Source organism: Undibacterium sp. GrIS 1.8, from assembly GCF_040544445.1.
In the GTDB taxonomy this organism is placed as follows: domain Bacteria; phylum Pseudomonadota; class Gammaproteobacteria; order Burkholderiales; family Burkholderiaceae_D; genus Undibacterium.
Window position 1 is genome coordinate 98258 of record NZ_JBEONQ010000004.1, and the last position, 16209, is coordinate 114466.

At 45.6% G+C, this 16209-nt stretch carries 14 protein-coding genes; 8 read left to right on the top strand and 6 right to left on the bottom strand.

Annotated features, from left to right (window positions below; translation table 11 throughout):
• Nucleotides 1–137 precede the first annotated feature (137 nt).
• On the top strand, nt 138–587 hold the full coding sequence (locus AAKU64_RS03115) for a DUF4405 domain-containing protein (RefSeq protein WP_354361382.1): 450 nt from the start codon (nt 138–140) through the stop codon (nt 585–587).
• Nucleotides 588–996: 409 nt separating this feature from the next.
• Nucleotides 997–2754, top strand: a complete 1758-nt coding sequence (locus AAKU64_RS03120) for a methyl-accepting chemotaxis protein (RefSeq protein WP_354331443.1) — start codon at nt 997–999, stop codon at nt 2752–2754.
• Between the two features lie 47 nt (nt 2755–2801).
• Here the strand turns inward: AAKU64_RS03120 and AAKU64_RS03125 are convergent, their stop codons facing one another.
• The 4 genes from AAKU64_RS03125 to wrbA all read right to left on the bottom strand — a co-directional run bounded on the left by AAKU64_RS03125 (nt 2802) and on the right by wrbA (nt 5827).
• Complete coding sequence (locus AAKU64_RS03125; protein WP_354331445.1) at nt 2802–3287, bottom strand: DUF4124 domain-containing protein; 486 nt, start codon at nt 3285–3287, stop codon at nt 2802–2804.
• Nucleotides 3288–3318: 31 nt separating this feature from the next.
• Complete coding sequence (locus tag AAKU64_RS03130) at nt 3319–4725, bottom strand: FAD-binding oxidoreductase (RefSeq protein ID WP_354331447.1); 1407 nt, start codon at nt 4723–4725, stop codon at nt 3319–3321.
• A 92-nt stretch (nt 4726–4817) separates the two neighbouring features.
• A complete protein-coding gene (locus AAKU64_RS03135; protein ID WP_354331449.1) occupies nt 4818–5219 on the bottom strand; it encodes a DUF2069 domain-containing protein in 402 nt (133 codons plus the stop codon).
• Nucleotides 5216–5827, bottom strand: a complete 612-nt coding sequence (gene wrbA, locus AAKU64_RS03140; RefSeq protein WP_354331451.1) for an NAD(P)H:quinone oxidoreductase — start codon at nt 5825–5827, stop codon at nt 5216–5218. Before wrbA ends, AAKU64_RS03135 begins: the two co-directional genes overlap by 4 nt.
• Nucleotides 5828–6003: 176 nt before the next feature.
• Here wrbA and AAKU64_RS03145 point away from each other — a divergent pair, with 176 nt between their 5' ends.
• Nucleotides 6004–7260 carry a YihY family inner membrane protein gene (locus tag AAKU64_RS03145; RefSeq protein ID WP_354331453.1) on the top strand — a complete coding sequence of 419 codons (1257 nt, stop codon included), beginning with the start codon at nt 6004–6006 and terminating at the stop codon, nt 7258–7260.
• Nucleotides 7261–7589: 329 nt separating this feature from the next.
• Here AAKU64_RS03145 and AAKU64_RS03150 read toward each other — a convergent pair whose 3' ends face one another.
• Nucleotides 7590–9008 (bottom strand): undecaprenyl-phosphate glucose phosphotransferase, encoded by a 1419-nt coding sequence (locus tag AAKU64_RS03150; protein WP_354331455.1) that lies wholly within the window; start codon nt 9006–9008, stop codon nt 7590–7592.
• Between the two features lie 73 nt (nt 9009–9081).
• Nucleotides 9082–10047, bottom strand: a complete 966-nt coding sequence (locus tag AAKU64_RS03155; RefSeq protein WP_354331457.1) for a glycosyltransferase family 2 protein — start codon at nt 10045–10047, stop codon at nt 9082–9084.
• A 335-nt stretch (nt 10048–10382) separates the two neighbouring features.
• Between AAKU64_RS03155 and AAKU64_RS03160 the strand changes: the two genes are divergently transcribed.
• The 5 genes from AAKU64_RS03160 to AAKU64_RS03180 are packed head-to-tail and all read left to right on the top strand — an operon-like array spanning nt 10383 to nt 16064.
• Nucleotides 10383–11522 carry an SLBB domain-containing protein gene (locus tag AAKU64_RS03160; protein WP_354335195.1) on the top strand — a complete coding sequence of 380 codons (1140 nt, stop codon included), beginning with the start codon at nt 10383–10385 and terminating at the stop codon, nt 11520–11522.
• A gap of 13 nt (nt 11523–11535) precedes the next feature.
• Nucleotides 11536–12978, top strand: a complete 1443-nt coding sequence (locus AAKU64_RS03165; RefSeq protein WP_354361384.1) for a Wzz/FepE/Etk N-terminal domain-containing protein — start codon at nt 11536–11538, stop codon at nt 12976–12978.
• Nucleotides 12971–14032, top strand: a complete 1062-nt coding sequence (locus tag AAKU64_RS03170) for a polysaccharide biosynthesis tyrosine autokinase (protein WP_354335199.1) — start codon at nt 12971–12973, stop codon at nt 14030–14032. Before AAKU64_RS03165 ends, AAKU64_RS03170 begins: the two co-directional genes overlap by 8 nt.
• An 8-nt stretch (nt 14033–14040) precedes the next feature.
• Nucleotides 14041–15003: a glycosyltransferase family 2 protein gene (locus AAKU64_RS03175; protein ID WP_354335201.1), complete on the top strand. Its 963-nt coding sequence runs from the start codon at nt 14041–14043 to the stop codon at nt 15001–15003.
• On the top strand, nt 15003–16064 hold the full coding sequence (locus tag AAKU64_RS03180) for an acyltransferase family protein (RefSeq protein ID WP_354335203.1): 1062 nt from the start codon (nt 15003–15005) through the stop codon (nt 16062–16064). Before AAKU64_RS03175 ends, AAKU64_RS03180 begins: the two co-directional genes overlap by 1 nt.
• Nucleotides 16065–16209 lie beyond the last annotated feature (145 nt).

A 16209-nucleotide genomic window follows, 5' to 3' on the forward strand; every position in this document is an offset into this window, starting at 1 on the left:
AATATCTGTATTGAGTATTTTCTGCTATCGCTTCTTTGCCGCGATTTATTTCCTTTTTGGTTACCGCCTTTTTTAGTACTTATGCTTGCTTTATGAAACATAACCAGCATCAACTATCACACTCACGTAGCCGCGCAGTGAGCTTCCGTTTAGAGCGCTGGCATCGCTGGACGCTTTATAGCGTAGGTACTGCTTTATTACTGAGCGGTGTTGTATGGTTGCTTGCGCATTATTTTTTGCGAGTGCCTGGCGAATTTGGCGAAACAATTAACCCCTTAGAACATCTGTCTATGCAGTTGCATGGAGCAGTTGCCATGCTCGCTTTATTTTTTATCGGCAGTTTGTTGAATAACCACATCCGTCGTGCCAACAATGCCCGCCGCAACCAGCTGACAGGCTGGCTTATGATTGTGTTGCTGATCTGGCTGACACTGAGTGGTTATGCTTTGTATTACCTGGTGAGTGAGACCAATCATTCTATTTGGTCTTTATCGCATTGGATTGTCGGCATGCTATTGCCGCTGCTAGTGCTCTGGCATATTCAATCAGGGCGCAGGCTTATTAATCGATTGGCAGCGACTACCTAACAATGCTTGGCTAAGTGATCGCCGCATGATCAATAAACTCAGTATTGAACCGAGCATCATTAATCACATTGTCATCGTATAAAAAATTCTATCGCTTGTTCCTGATTGCGCTGATTAACAACAGAATATTTGCAATGAGGGCTTTACACAGATAATTTTTTATTTCACTAGTGATACTATTTGAGCACAACTACAATTTAAAAATATAAGCTTTAAGCTTAAATGTGCCGCGATTTTTTGTCACAAACTAAAATCCGCAGCCACTCATAGTTATTTTTTAGCAGGATACCTTTTCCTGAAAACAGTTTTTTTCTCAGTAATTTTTGTATACGTAACTTAGCCAGTTTAGTGGCAGAGTTTTATCATCAATTCGCATCGTCAGCGTATTGTCAGTTACTCCGGAGATTTTATGAAGCTACTTGCTAATATCAGAATTGGTACACGTCTCACCATTGGTTTTGGATTAGTACTCTTTTTTGCAACTGGCTTGTTGATTCTGGGATTATTCCGCATGAGTCAGATGCAAAGCTCGATGGACTATATTTTTAATAATAAAATTGCCAGCCTGAGTGCCGCAACTGATATGCGCGAGCAAGGTCGTGCTTTGGCTTTGGTATTGCGTAAGATGACCGCACCTACTGATGCTGCAGAAGCAGAAAAAGAGACCAAGCGCCTGGTTCAAATTTTGGATAGTTATTCCAAGTCAGAAGCCTTAGCGAAAAAGCTGATTGATAATAATCAAGGGCAAGCAACTCTGGCAAAAGCCATAGAGCAAAAGCAGGCGGTAGTAGTTTTAGTGGGCAAGATAAAGTCCTTTGTCACTGAGGGTAATTATTTTGATGCCTCCTCATTGTTGCAAACGGAATTTACCCTGCCGCATGACAAGTGGATGATCGCTTTAACCGAGCTGGCGCAGCAGCAGCACGAGGCGATGAAAACTACTTATGAAGAATCACAAAGCAACTACCGGGGTGCTTTAAGCAGCATGATAGTGATTGGTGGGTTGACGCTGGCGTTTGGCGTCCTGGCAGCATGGATCATTACCAGAACTATTTCTAAGCCGATTAAACGCGCTGTCATTGTTGCGGACAATATAGCTAGCGGTGATTTAACTAACGAGATCACAGTAGATGTAACGGACGAAGTAGGTGAGTTGCTAGAGTCGCTAAAGCGTATGCAAGGTAATTTGATCAATACGGTTTCGCAAATCAAACAAGGCACAGAAACGATCACAGTCGCATCCCAAGAGATTGCCTCAGGCAATGCCGATCTCTCCAGCAGGACAGAATCGCAAGCCAGCTCGCTGGAAGAAACTGCTAGCTCCATGGAAGAACTCACCAGCACCGTCAGACAAAATGCCGATAACGCCCGGCAAGCCAATCAACTCGTTGTCTCCGCCACTGGTGTTGCCGTCAAAGGTGGTGCAGTTGTCAATCAAGTCGTTAGCACTATGGGCTCGATTAAAGAAAGCTCCCGCAAGATTGTCGACATTATCAGCGTCATCGACAGTATTGCCTTCCAGACCAACATCCTCGCCCTCAATGCCGCAGTAGAAGCTGCCAGAGCCGGAGAGCAAGGAAGAGGATTTGCCGTTGTTGCCTCAGAGGTGCGTAATCTCGCCCAACGGAGTGCCAGCGCCGCCAAAGAAATCAAATCTCTGATCGACGACTCAGTCGACAAAGTCAATCAAGGTGGCAAACTGGTAGACGAAGCAGGCAAAACCATGGACGAGATTGTCACCAGCGTCCAGCATGTCGCCGACATCATGAGTGAGATCACCGCCGCCAGCCAAGAGCAAAGTGCAGGGATAGAACAAGTCAATCTAGCGATTACGCAGATGGACGAAATGACGCAACAAAATGCAGCGTTGGTAGAACAAGCAGCAGCAGCAGCAGAGAGTATGGAGGAGCAGGCGCAGACTCTGGCTGCTACTGTACATATCTTTAAAATTGCAGCAGGAAATGGTTCTGCACTACGTACTTCAACATCAAATGTCTCGGCTTCAAGCACCAAGCGGGTTGAGAAAAAAATGGGGCAGCAACGCGCTCCTCAAGCCAGCCTTAAAATTACTGCTAAGCCAGCACCGACAGCGAATAAAAGTGCGAGCAAAAAAGCACCTCAAAGTAGTGGTGGCAAAGTACAGGAAGGTGATTGGGAAGAGTTTTAATTGTTGATCGTTGAAATTAGTAAATAGTCCTAATGTAGTTATAGAATTTACGACGGACCACAAACAAGAGCTGCCTTTTCGGTAGCTCTTTTTACATTCTGACGTGCCTTTGCTTCGGCTTTAGGTTTAGCGTTTTTTGCATCCTCTTTTACCCATTTTATTTTTAATTGAGCCGCATCACATTTTTGTTTTTTCTTCTCGTTGCGGCCGGCAATCACTTTCATTTCCCGGTCTGATTTTTCTTCTGCTTTATGGCGTGATGCTGCTAGGCGAGTCGCCTCTGCTTTTTCTTTAGCGCTGGTTTGCGCTGCCTGTTGGCTAGTCGATTCTGGAACAGTATTGGTATGTACTACCGTAGTTTGTTGCGCGTTATCTGTGCACGGAGATTGGCTATAACTAGTAGCACCATTTTTTACGCATTTGTAGGTTTCAGCCGATGCGCTGTTCATACTGCTAATGCTAGTTATCATTATTACGATGATAGGTAGAAACCTGAGGTGAGCAATGCGGTATTTGCGTGAATAGTTTTTCATATTTTTATCTCGATGACATGTTCTCTAAGTCTTATAAAATTTTCCCGGGATTCATCAAATTGTGAGGATCTAAAGCCGCTTTTATACTGCGCATTAACTGCATTTCTACATCAGATTTATAACGCAGAATTTCATCTTTTTTTAGCATACCAATTCCATGCTCTGCTGAAATAGAACCATTGTGCTGATGTACGCTGTCATGCACAATTTGATTGATATTTGCTTGCTGCTGAATAAAATCCGTGTCACTAACAGTCAGTGGTGGCGAGACGTTGTAATGTAAATTGCCATCGCCTAAATGTCCGAAAATAATCATCCGGCAGTCTGGAAAAGCCTGTTGTAACAGCGCGTTCGTCGTATTGACGAAATGGGCAATTTCAGAAATGGGTAGCGAGACATCGTGCTTAATATTCTTACCCTCAGCAGCCTGTGCCATAGAAATGTGTTCGCGCAGATGCCACATCGCTTGTGATTGGTGGAGTGACATCGCTACTATCGCATCGGTGATGATGTTGGCTTCAATCGCTGTATTTAATAATCCTTCTAAGACATCATTCGCATGAAGTTCCGATTCGCTATCAGACAGCTCTAATAAGACGAATTGCGGCGATGGTGTGGCCAGCGGTTGCGGGATATTCGGGAAATGTTGATGAACCAGTTGTAAACATGCCTCAGACATCAACTCAAACCCGGTTAATGCAGAGCCACAATGAGCTTGCGCCAGAGTTAATAATTCAAGTGCTGTTTCAGTTGAATGAAGGGCTGCAAGTGCCGTGACTTTCGCTTTTGGTTGTGGGTATAGTTTGAGTACCGCCGCAGTGATGATACCCAAAGTACCCTCTGCACCGATGAAAAGATCACGCAAATCGTAACCGGTATTATCTTTGCGTAGGCCGCGCAGACCATTCCAGATATCGCCATTGGCAGTCACGACTTCCAGTCCCAAACACAGTTCACGGGCGTTGCCATAACGGAGTACCGCGGTGCCACCAGCGTTACTGGAGAGGTTGCCGCCAATGGTGCAACTACCTTCAGATGCTAGTGACAAAGGGAATAAGCGTTGCGCTTGCTCAGCGGCTTCTTGCACTTGTACCAGCAGGCAGCCTGCCTCAACCGTCATGGTATTGTTGACGGTATCAATCTGGCGTATCTGTTTTAAGCGGCTTAAAGATAAAACGATTTGCTGCCCGGATTGATCCGGCACACTGCCAAGCACCAAGCCTGTATTACCGCCTTGCGCGACGATCGCAATAGCGTATTGCTTGCACAAGCCAACTAGGGCGGCGACCTCTGATGTTAATCCTGGTCTGATCACCGCCAATGCTTTCCCTTGAAAACGCTTACGCCAATCCGTGACATAGGGTGCAACATCAGCGGGATCGCAGATCACATTGTCTTTGCCAACGATCTTGGTACATTGGGTGAGAAATTCATTCATATGAACGGACTCGAACATTGAACCTATATTAAACCTGCGTTGAATTTACACTGAACCTGCGTTTAGCCTGCATTAAATTAAGCTGAAGAAATCTACTGCGGCATAGTCGCATTTTTTTCGGCTAATTTAGCGGCAGCTTTTGCAGCTTTTTTGATCGGACGCAAATACAGGATGCTACTCATAAAGAACAATACAGATAGCGCGATTTCCGCTCCGCCCAGAAGACGGGACAGGGGCAATTGATCACTGAAAGCCCGCACAATACCTTCGGCAAAATACAGCAGGATTAGCATGGATGACCACTGCATGGTGTAAACCTGTTTTTTTAAAATTCCACGCAGAGGAATCAAAATAGGGATCACTTTTAAAACGATCCAAGACCCACCCGGATGCAGTGGTGCAAGTACCATTTCCCATAGCACTAACAAGATAATCAGAGCAATCAGGCTGAAGCAGCTTAAAAAATAATACGTTGATTGTCTGGATGATGTCATGCTGACACCTTCAATTTTTGCGCGGTCTCTGCCAGGCGGCGACCTAGAGCAATCGCTAGTTTTTTGCTGTCTTCTGAGACCGGAGTATCGCCTTTAATTCCTGCCCAGTGGCTCGCACCATAAGGGCTGCCACCGGTACTGGTTGTCATTAATTCTGCATGGCTGTATGGGATGCCGACTAACAGCATGCCATGATGCATCAGCGGTAGCATCATCGACAGCAAGGTGGATTCCTGTCCACCATGCATACTGCCCGTGGATGTGAACACGCAAGCGGGTTTGCCGCTTAATGTGCCGGATAGCCACTGGGTTGCAGTGCCGTCCCAAAAATATTTCATCGCTGCTGCCATATTCCCAAAACGGGTAGGTGAGCCCAATGCTAGTCCGTCGCAGTCTTCCAGATCGGCCAGCTCGACATAGGGTGCGCCTTCGTTTGGGATATCCGGCTCGGTCGCTTGGGTTACCGTCGATACTGCTGGAACAGTACGCAATCTGGCATCGCAGCCGGCGACGCTTTCCACACCTTGGGCGATATATTCGGCCAATTTTCTGGTGCTGCCGTGGCGAGAATAATATAAAACGAGAATGGTGAGTTGTTTAGAGTTCATGCTTGCTATTATATGGGGCTTTTAGCGCGATGAGTCTTGCCAGATAAGCTAATTGCTTAGAAGTTCCCTAGCTCCCTAGCTCAGTACTCAGGCACGATAGAGCGCACACGTGATGGACTTATTCAGAGAGATGTTGGTTGATGTATTTGTTTGATGATGTAGTAAAGAAAAAATCTATGCGTAAATTTTCTTGGGGGCGGATGCGTAATCTGTTCCAGTTTGCTTACCAGCGTTTACTTGAAGGCCGCTTGCCGCAAGTTGCAGGCAGTTTAACGTTTACGACGGTATTGGCATTGGTGCCCATTTTGACTATCGCCTTGGCGATTTTTACCGCTTTCCCCTTGTTCAATACCTTTCGATCTTCGCTGGAAGCGTATTTTATTAAAAGCCTGATGCCGAGAGAAATCTCGAATGTGATTTTGGGTTATCTAACGCAATTTGCGACCAAGGCAACACGTTTGTCGGCGGTAGGTGGCGTTGCTTTAATGGTGACAGCGGTGGCAACCTTGGCGATGATCGACAAGTCGTTTAACCAAATTTGGCAAGTCAAAAGAACTCGTCCATTGATTAAGCGAATACTAGTCTATTGGGCGATAGTGACCTTAGGGCCGTTGCTGATTGGCGTGTCGATTACGGTGACTTCTTACTTAGTCACTGCCACCAGCGGTGTGGTTGGCGTAATGCCCATGGCTGGCGATGTTTTTTATACTTTAATCTCGGTGTTTTTCACCACCATCGCATTCACTTTGTTGTACATGGGCGTCCCCAATCGAACGGTCGATTGGCATGATGCGATTTGGGGCGGCTTGTTTGCAGCGATTGCTTTTGAAATGGCTAAACGTTTGTTTGCGGTCTTCGTCACCAAGTTCCCTACTTACACCGTGGTATATGGTGCACTCGCCGCGGTACCGATTTTTTTGGTGTGGATTTATTTGTCCTGGCTGATTACTTTGATTGGCGCAGTGATCGCGGCGGCATTGCCAATCGTAAAATTTGAGCGATGGTGGCATAAGCCTGCACCTGGCAGCGCATTTATTGACGCAATCGAAATTTTGAAAGTATTGTTTGTCGCTCGCAACGCCCAGGATGCGACAGCGGTTGATGTGTCTGCAATACGGATTCAAACCCGCTTTGGCATGGACGAGATTGATGGCTTGTTAGAGCAGATGCTTGAAGTCGGCTGGGTCGCTAGAGTGGTCTCTGACGCGCCGGAATCGGATAAGACGGTCTGGTGGAAAAAATTGAACGACGATGCTGAGCGATGGGTATTGCTAGCCAATCCGGCACAACTCAAACTAGCAGATATTTATCGATTATTTGTATTCAAGGCCAGTACGACGAACCTACTGGCAAAACAGACAGAGCTAGTAATAGAGCAGGGTTTGCAGCAGAGTTTGGAAAGCCATTTTTCAGGTTTACAAACCCTGGCTTGAAATTGATTTGATAGTCAGAGGGTTTAATCTCGCTTGCTTAATCTCGCTTGCTTAATGTCACTTGCTTAATTCTGCTCAACCGATGCAGATATTTTTTCTACCAGTGTTCAAACCTATTGAAGAATCAAAGGGCGGCAAGCGCTTAAGTTTGAAAGTTAGTGAGTCTAAGATCCGCTAATTTTAGATCGTATACTCATTGCAGTATATTTTATTGTCTAGGTGTTTGCTTGGAATTAGCTCGTTTTAGCCACATACTCCCCTAATTTATTGATTATCGATGAAGAGGATCGGTTCTTAAAACTGATCCATCTTTGATGTTAGGCTAATCATCAATAAGCGTTTTTATCACCAAACAAAACGCTCACGGTACGCCACATAATCACGATATCCAACCAGACCGACCAGTGCTGGATATAGTACAAATCATAATCAACCCGGCTTTGCATTTTTTCCAGTGTTTCGGTTTCTCCGCGGAATCCGTTAACCTGTGCCCAGCCTGTGATTCCTGGTTTTATCTTGTGTCTGAGCATATAGCCATCCACTAATTTGCGATAAAGTTCGTTATGCTCAACCGCATGTGGCCTTGGGCCAACCAGACTCATATTTCCTTGAATGACGTTGAGTAGCTGTGGCAGTTCATCAATCGAGGTACGGCGGATAAAGCGACCAAACCGGGTAACACGATTATCACCGACCGTTGCTTGTATCACAGGTCCTTTTGAGTTGTGATTAATCATGCTCCTGAACTTGTAAATATTGATCGGTTTCCCCGCGACGCCATAACGTTTTTGTTTAAATAGAACCGGCCCCGGTGAACTTAGTTTTACGCCAATCGCGATGATCAGCAACAGCGGCGATAACAAGATTAAGCCTAGTGTTGCGCCGAATAAATCCAGCAGCCGTTTTGGCAGCGCAGCCAAACCAATGAATGGTGTTTCGGTCGAGGCTAACACGGGTCTTCCCGCCATTTCACGCAGCTGTATACCTGGCATGCCAAAAATCAGCGACTCTGGAATAAAGTAAGTGGAGGCAGTGCTATCCTGCAAAATAGCAATGATTTCAGCCAATTCAGGGGGCTCTTTGGTATTGAGTCCGATGAATACAACATCGACCGTCAACTGACCAGTTACCGGATCAACTAACCATGCTGTTACGTCGTCTAAAGCACCCAAGCGAGTTAAATTGCTGGGTGGGCGTGAATCATTCCGGTTGTCAAAAAAACCTACAACATCAATCGCAGCCAAAGGCGTTTTACGTAAGGATTCTACTAAGTCTGCGCATGCAGAATTCGACCAAATTAATACGGCCTTACGGCGTCTTGCAGGATTAGAGTAAAAGAAGGCTGCAAACAAACGTATCAATATCGCTGTCAGTAGCAACGTAAAAGGAGTCACACACAACCAGGTCAGCATCACTATGCGAGATAAGCGCTCGGTCGTCTTATCCGCATAGGCACTAATGAGTACCAAAGTAAATACCACCAACCAACGTACGCACAAAGTAGGTAGTAAATTAAAGACGCGCTTATCTTGCAAAGCATTGAGTAATCTATGGCTAGAAAATGCGATGATGCTAGCTAAACCAGCGATAACAAAACGCAAGCCAAACGCGTCCAGTTCAGTATTTTTGTTATAAATAATGATGCCGACCAAGGTCAGTGAGATAGCAACGGCAAACGCAAAGCCAACCATCGCCGTTAATATTTGCGATGATTGCGTGCTTCTTCCATGCGACGTTGGGCTCATCATAAGAAGTGCTTCCTATGTAGATTAGGATTGTTCGTTTCCGAAGAAAAAAACAAATTCATATTGACGGCAATCATCAAGCGGAATTTCCCTTTTTGTCTTTAAAGAAGATCGCCTTAATTTTTTTCAATTGCCATTGATGTAAATGCTGACGGAATTCCAGATTGTCGTACTGGGGAGCGCGTTTAAGCGCCGCACCTAAATAACCCGCCATAATTAATATGCCGCCGATGATGAACGGCTTTTCACGCATGCGAAAAATGCTGGAGGCTAGCGCGTACAGTGGGTGATAACCCATAAACCAAATTCCGCGCCCCCAACGCAGACGACCGCGATACACATTTTTGTCTGATGACCCCATTAACCGGTGATGCATCAAAACCGCATCTGCATGATAAAAACTGAAGGTTTTCCATCCTTTCATCCGTGCAGAATGAACGTCAATACCATCCCACATGACTTCTTCGACAAAACCACCAATTTCTTCAAAAGCGCTGCGACGATATAGTTTAAATTGTCCGGCGACATGCTCATCGATAATATATTCTTCGATTTTTTCGTCATCTTCTTCTCGGTAAACTTTGCCTGAGACCGATGCCAGTTTTGGATTTGCCTCAAATTCTTTAAACATGATTTCGAGATAGTGCGGACCAAAAGACATGTCACCATCTAGTTTCGCAATATATTCATACTCACTATGCGTAATTTGGGTAATCCCATATTTAAATGCTGCAACAACGCCGCCCCCGACTTTACGGAAGCCACGATCCGGTCTTTGCACTAAGCGAATAAAACTATATTTTTCTGCATAAGCCTTGACGATATTTGCCGTGTTGTCTTTTGAACCATCATCCACAATAATCCACTCCATCGGACGCACGGTTTGAGCAACCATGGAATCTAGTGTCAGTTGGATTAAATCGGCCTCGTCACGCACAGGGGCAATGATGACCAAAGGGACCGTGCGCGTCGGATATTCCGGTGGATGCGGCACTTGGATTGCTGTCATATTCATTGGCTCTGGTATGGAAGTAGGCTGCATAGTGCGTATTCCTTTGTTTTCTCGGTATGTGGAGGAGCAATAGGATCTTTTAACTCACACTAACAATCTGTGCATGGTTTGATTGCCTGTAAGTTCTACTGCCTGCGAGAATTCTTTACTTATGTTAACTTAGTTTGCATACAATCAACAATCAATCAAAAGTTAATTATTGTTATCAATCTGGATCTAAATAACATCAAAATAAAGTTGAAACATGGGCTTATAGGTTTTCATAAGTTTATATCTTAGCCAGATTGTTTTCATGACAAAAATTTGCAAATAGTTTGTTATAGCAAGATAGAATTGAGTTCTTTTATAGCAGGACACCCAGAGAGATGAATTTTTCACTTTGCCGTCATCATAATTATCGAGTTCACGCTCTGTGCAGCCTGCTGTTGTTTTTGGCTTTTGGTTTTCCTTTGAATGCGCAAACCATCGATGCAAAGGCGACCCAAGCTCCGCCAGCCAATACTACTGACGCCGCTCTGAGTCTAAAATTGCTCGACAGGATTACGACTAGTGAGATTAGCAATGCTAAGAATAGTCCGTTCAAAAATAATCCGTTCAAAAATAATTCGGTAGCAAGCGGCGAAAAAGCCCCTCTGAACGAAAAAACTAAAGAAATAAACGGTGACATCAAAGCGGACCTTAAGGCGGATACCAACGCAGGTAATGTCAAAAATATTAACTACACCGATAACGTCGACAGTGCCGATAATGTTCGTGATCTCGTCGGTATTGGCGATCAACTTTTAGTCACCGTATTTGGTCAACCAGATTTGACTGCAGATGTCACCGTCGGAGAAACCGGTGTGATTACTTTGCCTTTGGTTGGCGTGATAGATACCAAAGGCAAGACGCCGGCAGAGATTGCCAGCCTGTTTGCAGATCGCTTAGAGCAAGGACAATACGTACGCAGTCCCAAAGTTGCGATTAAAGTATTGCAGCAATTAAGCCGCAGTTTTTCTGTATTGGGTGAGGTGCAGCGACCAGGACGTTATCCCTTACAAGGACAAATAACTTTGTTGGATGCGCTCAGTTTGGCTGGTGGTTTAAATGGACGCGCTGATAAAGGGATCAGCATTATGCGTCGCACGAATGGGCAAGCCAAAGGGCAAGCTAATGCGGCCGCTGAATCAGTAAATTATATCCCCCTAAAAATTGACGCTCAGACGGTACAAATATCAGAAAAACTGAATCAAAAAATATTGCCAAATGATGTCTTGTTTGTCTCCGCGCAGAAATCGTTTTATGTCTATGGCGAGGTCAGAAAGCCAGGCAATTACCCGATAGAAGAAGAGTTGACGGTGATGCGTGTGTTATCTATCGGTGGCGGTGTAACCGAGCGCGGTTCAACGCGCCGCATGATTATTTATCGCAAAACAGACGAGGGCGCAGTCAAAGAAATTCCTGCAAAAATAACCGATCAGGTGCTACCAGGCGACGTTGTTTTTATTAACGAACGGCTGTTTTAAAGCGACTGAAACTATGCGAAATTCTCCCGGCGATCTGCTATTGTCCTTCTCGCAAATTGGCGCAATTTTATATGCCCGGCGCATATTAATTGCCGCAGTTGTGGTCGTTGCCGTTGCCATTGCCATGGTAGCTAGTCTGGTATTGCCCAAAACTTATATTGCTACATCCGATATTTATATCGATTACCGTATCAATGATCCGATTGGTGGTCGCCAGTTTAATCCACTGCAAGATGAGAGTTTTTTGCAGACGCAGTTTGATGTGATCAAGAGCGTGCAAGTTGCAGATCGTGTGATTGCAGAGCGCAGACTTGAGAGTAGCAGTGCCGCACAAGCGTATATTAAAAAATATGGGGAGCAAAGTGGTATGCGGGCGATGGCGGAAGAAATCGTCAAAAATATCGAGGTCACGCAGCACAAAAATAGTCGTGTCGTTGAGGTCGGCTACGCATCAAATAATCGGCAAGATGCAAAAGATATGGTTAATTCCGTAGTCAAATCGTATATGGAATTATCAACAGAGATGGCGAATGCGCCTGCCCGGGCAAGACGGGATCAATACAATGCTCAATTAGAGAATATGAGCAGACAAATTGATGATTTGCAAAAGAAACTCACAAGCTATCAGCAAGAACATCAGATCATTGATGCAGATGAGCGTGCAGATCCCGAGTCCAAACAAATGGAAAGTCTGGGCGTGCATCTGGTTGAGGTGCAAGTGGCACGAATCGAGGCTCAAGCCAAACGCCAATCTTTAGAACGCTTGATGCATGGTGGTAATCTTGGTGCCGACCTCCCGGAGATCGCCGGCATAGGGAATATATCCGGGCTGAAAGCAGGTATTAGTACGCTGGAAATGCAATTAGCCAATGCAAAAACTTCCTTAGGTGTGCGGCATCCTCGTTACGTGGCGATAGAGGGCGAGCTCAAATCCTTAAATGATCGCTTGAAAATAGAATCAGCCACCGCAGTCGCGGCTCTGCTGTCAAATGAATCGCGTTTGCAGCAACAAGAGAAGGTCATTGCAGCGGATATAGCGATATACGAAAAGCGCACGCTGGCAAATAAAATACACAGAGATGTGATTAGCTCTTATCAACGGCAATTGGATAGCGTGCAAAAAATTTATAACGCTGCGATACAAAAATTTGATGATTTGCTGATGACCAGTAACGTTGTGATATCTAACGCAACCTTGATGCGTAGTGCAGAACTACCCGAAAAACAATCTAAGCCTTTGCTCCGTAATAATGTCATTTTTGGTTTGATCGCTGGAATATTCTTGGGCTTAGGCGCGGCATTCTTACTGGAGTTGGCGCATCGACGTGTGCGTTGTATTGACGATTTAGAGCGAGAGTTTGAGGTGCCGGTATTAGCCAAAGTCGGTTTTGCAGAAAAACTATTTGATCATCAGAAAATGATAGATGCTGAAAAATCAGGGGGGCTGCATGGATAATCTTCCATCAGAATTTTCTACTGCATCTGCTAGTGCAGCGGATATTAATCCCGCTATTGATTTAGCTACAGATCCGGCTCAGCATTTAGTCACGCCAGTGAGCGAATCGGCGTTGCCAAAAATCGGTCGCCTCGGAGAACTCTTTCTTGAAAAAGGTCTCTTGACGACGCCACAGATTGAACAAATTGCCCGCACACAAATAGAAAAAAATCTGCGCTTTGGTGACGCCGCGTTGTCCTTAGGTTTTCTCACATCAGATCAATTGAATCTAGCATTGAGCGAGCAATTTGGTTATGCATCAAAGAACTTATTAGTTGGCAAAGCGCATCCTTCATTAAAGATTTTGCATTATCCATTTTGTCTGGAATCGGAAGAGATTCGCCGCTTACGGAGTGAGTTGTTGCTCAAGTTCGAGCAAAAAGACAAAATCAAAATCAACTTCGTCAGTCCTGCAAACGGCGAGGGTAAAAGTTATATGGCGGCGAGTCTCGCAATTGCCTTGTCGCAGTCTGGAAAGCGTACTTTGTTGATTGATGCCGATTTACGTGACTCTGCTCAGCAGGATTATTTTGGACTAGACCGTCCCGATGGTCTGTCATCGATTTTGGCCGGGCGCAAGTTAATGGATGATGTGCTGATTAAGCTCATGCCTAATTTACATATTTTGCCAGCAGGACCCAAGCCGCCCAATCCTTTAGAGATATTGCGCGCGCCCAATCTACATAATTTGCTAGCGTCTTGCTGGGATCAGTTTGATGCTTTTGTGGTTGATACTCATGCATCATCGCTGGCATCGGATGCCCAGATAGTTTCACACCAAATTGGCGCTGCATTGGTATTGGCACGCAAAGACGTTACTCAACTTGCACTTCTGCGCCAAACCATGTCTGATCTGCAAGCGGCAGGTGTTGAGATACTGGGCACGGTCTATAACCAGCTGGCTGAAAGTGCAGACGATAATGACAATCCGATTGGCCAAGCAAATCAAACAGCTAATTTTATGCGTGGTCGCCAGGGGTTTTTTGCAAAATTATCCGCAAAAATTTTCCGATAAAAATCAATATGACCGATATCAGTATCTGCATTTGCACTTTCCGCCGCCCGGAACTGCTGGCAAATTTGTTGACTGCAATCCGCCACCAGAATGTCAATAATGTCTCGGTACAGATTGTTGTGGTTGATAACGATCCCGCACAATCAGCAAAATCAGTATTGGCTTTGGCGCAATCCACCTGGTGCGAAAATTTAGTCGCCATTGCGCTCAGTGAGCCCAATATTTCTCTTGCTAGAAACGCTGCAGTGCATGCCGCAGTCGGTACTTGGGTCGTCTTTATTGACGATGACGAACGCCCCGTTGATGGCTGGCTTGCCGCCTTAATCCTCACCCAGCAAAGCTATCACGCCGATGTTGTATTTGCGCCAGTCCTAGCAGAATACGCCGACGGCGTAGCTGGTTGGTTGCGACGTGGCGGCTATTTTGATCGGCGCCGCCTGCTTACCGGTACCCTCATCGACCACACCGATGCCCGCAGTGGGAATGTGTTAATCCGACGTAGCGCTTTAATGCAGCTTTGCAAGTTGGATAATGGTGACCCGAGCATAGACTACAAGAGCGGTCCGTTTGACGCGACCTACGGTAAAACCGGTGGCGAAGACTCTATCTTGTTCCGGCAACTTGCCGCCAACGGCGCGGTGATGGTCTGGTGTGATGAGGCGCCGGTGTATGAATGGATACCGCTGGAGCGGGCCCAAGCCAAATGGCTGGTACAACGCTCTTATCGCACCGGACAACTTTTTATGCGTACCGAGCTTGCGATGAAGCACGGATTTTCTCGCCATGGTCGTGCCGCTTATCTTGCGGTGAGGGCGGCGATACAGTTGTTGATTGCTGCTGGCCTGGCGATTGTGCTGTTGCCTTTTAAACCCTTGAAGTCGTTTCATTGGGTGCGTATTGTTGCCTCACAAGCGGGCAAAATTAGCTATTTGTTCGGTAGTCTTTCACAAGCCTACGGCGGTACAGCCTGATGTCGCTGCCGCTGACGAAATCGCCTGCATCACGCTTGCTCGCTCTGGATGGTCTGCGCGCAGTGTCGATTTTGCTTGTCGTGATTTCACATGCTTGGCTGGGGCATATTGTGCCCGGTGGTTTGGGTGTGACGATTTTCTTTTTTATCAGTGGCTTCATCATCACACGCTTGATGTTGCAGGAATTTGATCAGGATCAGAAAATCGATGTTCGTCATTTTTATGTACGCCGCTTGTTCCGTTTGATGCCTGCTTTGATCGTCTATGTGGCTTGCTCCTTACTGGCAATGTGGATGGTGGGTGAGCCAATCAGGCTAGTAGAACTGTTATCAGTATTTTTTTATTTCGCGAATTATTTTGCGATATTTTTTGGCTTTAGCAGCACTCTGATGCCTGCGCCTTTATCCATCACTTGGTCATTGGCAGTTGAAGAGCACTTTTATCTGGTTTTCCCATTTTTATTCGCGGCGCTTGCTTCCAACACTAAGTGGTTTTTGCGCTTGATCGTTGTTGCCTTAGTGGCAGTGTTGTTGTGGCGCTGGTATCTGGTTACGCAGATCGGGCTGGATTATCTGGCCCCCGACAGAATTTATAAAGCGACGGATACCCGGGTCGATTCGATCTTGTACGGCACTGGATTTTCGCTATTACTACATCGTTATCCAAGTGCGCGTGATTTCTTCTCTGATTGGCGGATATTTTTGGCCGGCGTCGTTTTAATGCTGAGTTCTTTGCTGATACGTGATCAGATTTTTCGTGAAAGCGTGCGTTACTCGATTCAAGGCATTGCGATGGCCGCCTTGTTTTTCCATCTGATTTTTGCGGACAATCTGATCACTCGGTTGTTCTCATCTGCGCCTATGGTATACATCGGCAAAGTCAGTTACTCGCTATATTTGTACCATTATCTTGTGTTCGCTTTGATTACTGTATGGATGCCTGACGCGGCACTTGTGTCGCGGATAGTCGTCATGATGGCACTGTCTTTTCTTTGTGCGCATTTATCTTATCGTTTTGTTGAGCAATATTTTTTGCGACTTGGGCGGAAGTTTTTACATTAAATGCTGCGATGCATTTTAGCGATAAGCACCTCGCTGAGTCGTAACAAAATCAGCTATATTTACTCAAATTCATATAAATCATAAATAACATACTCCTAGTATGTATATTTAATTGTCCAGAGGATTGCTGGCCTATAAGCCGATT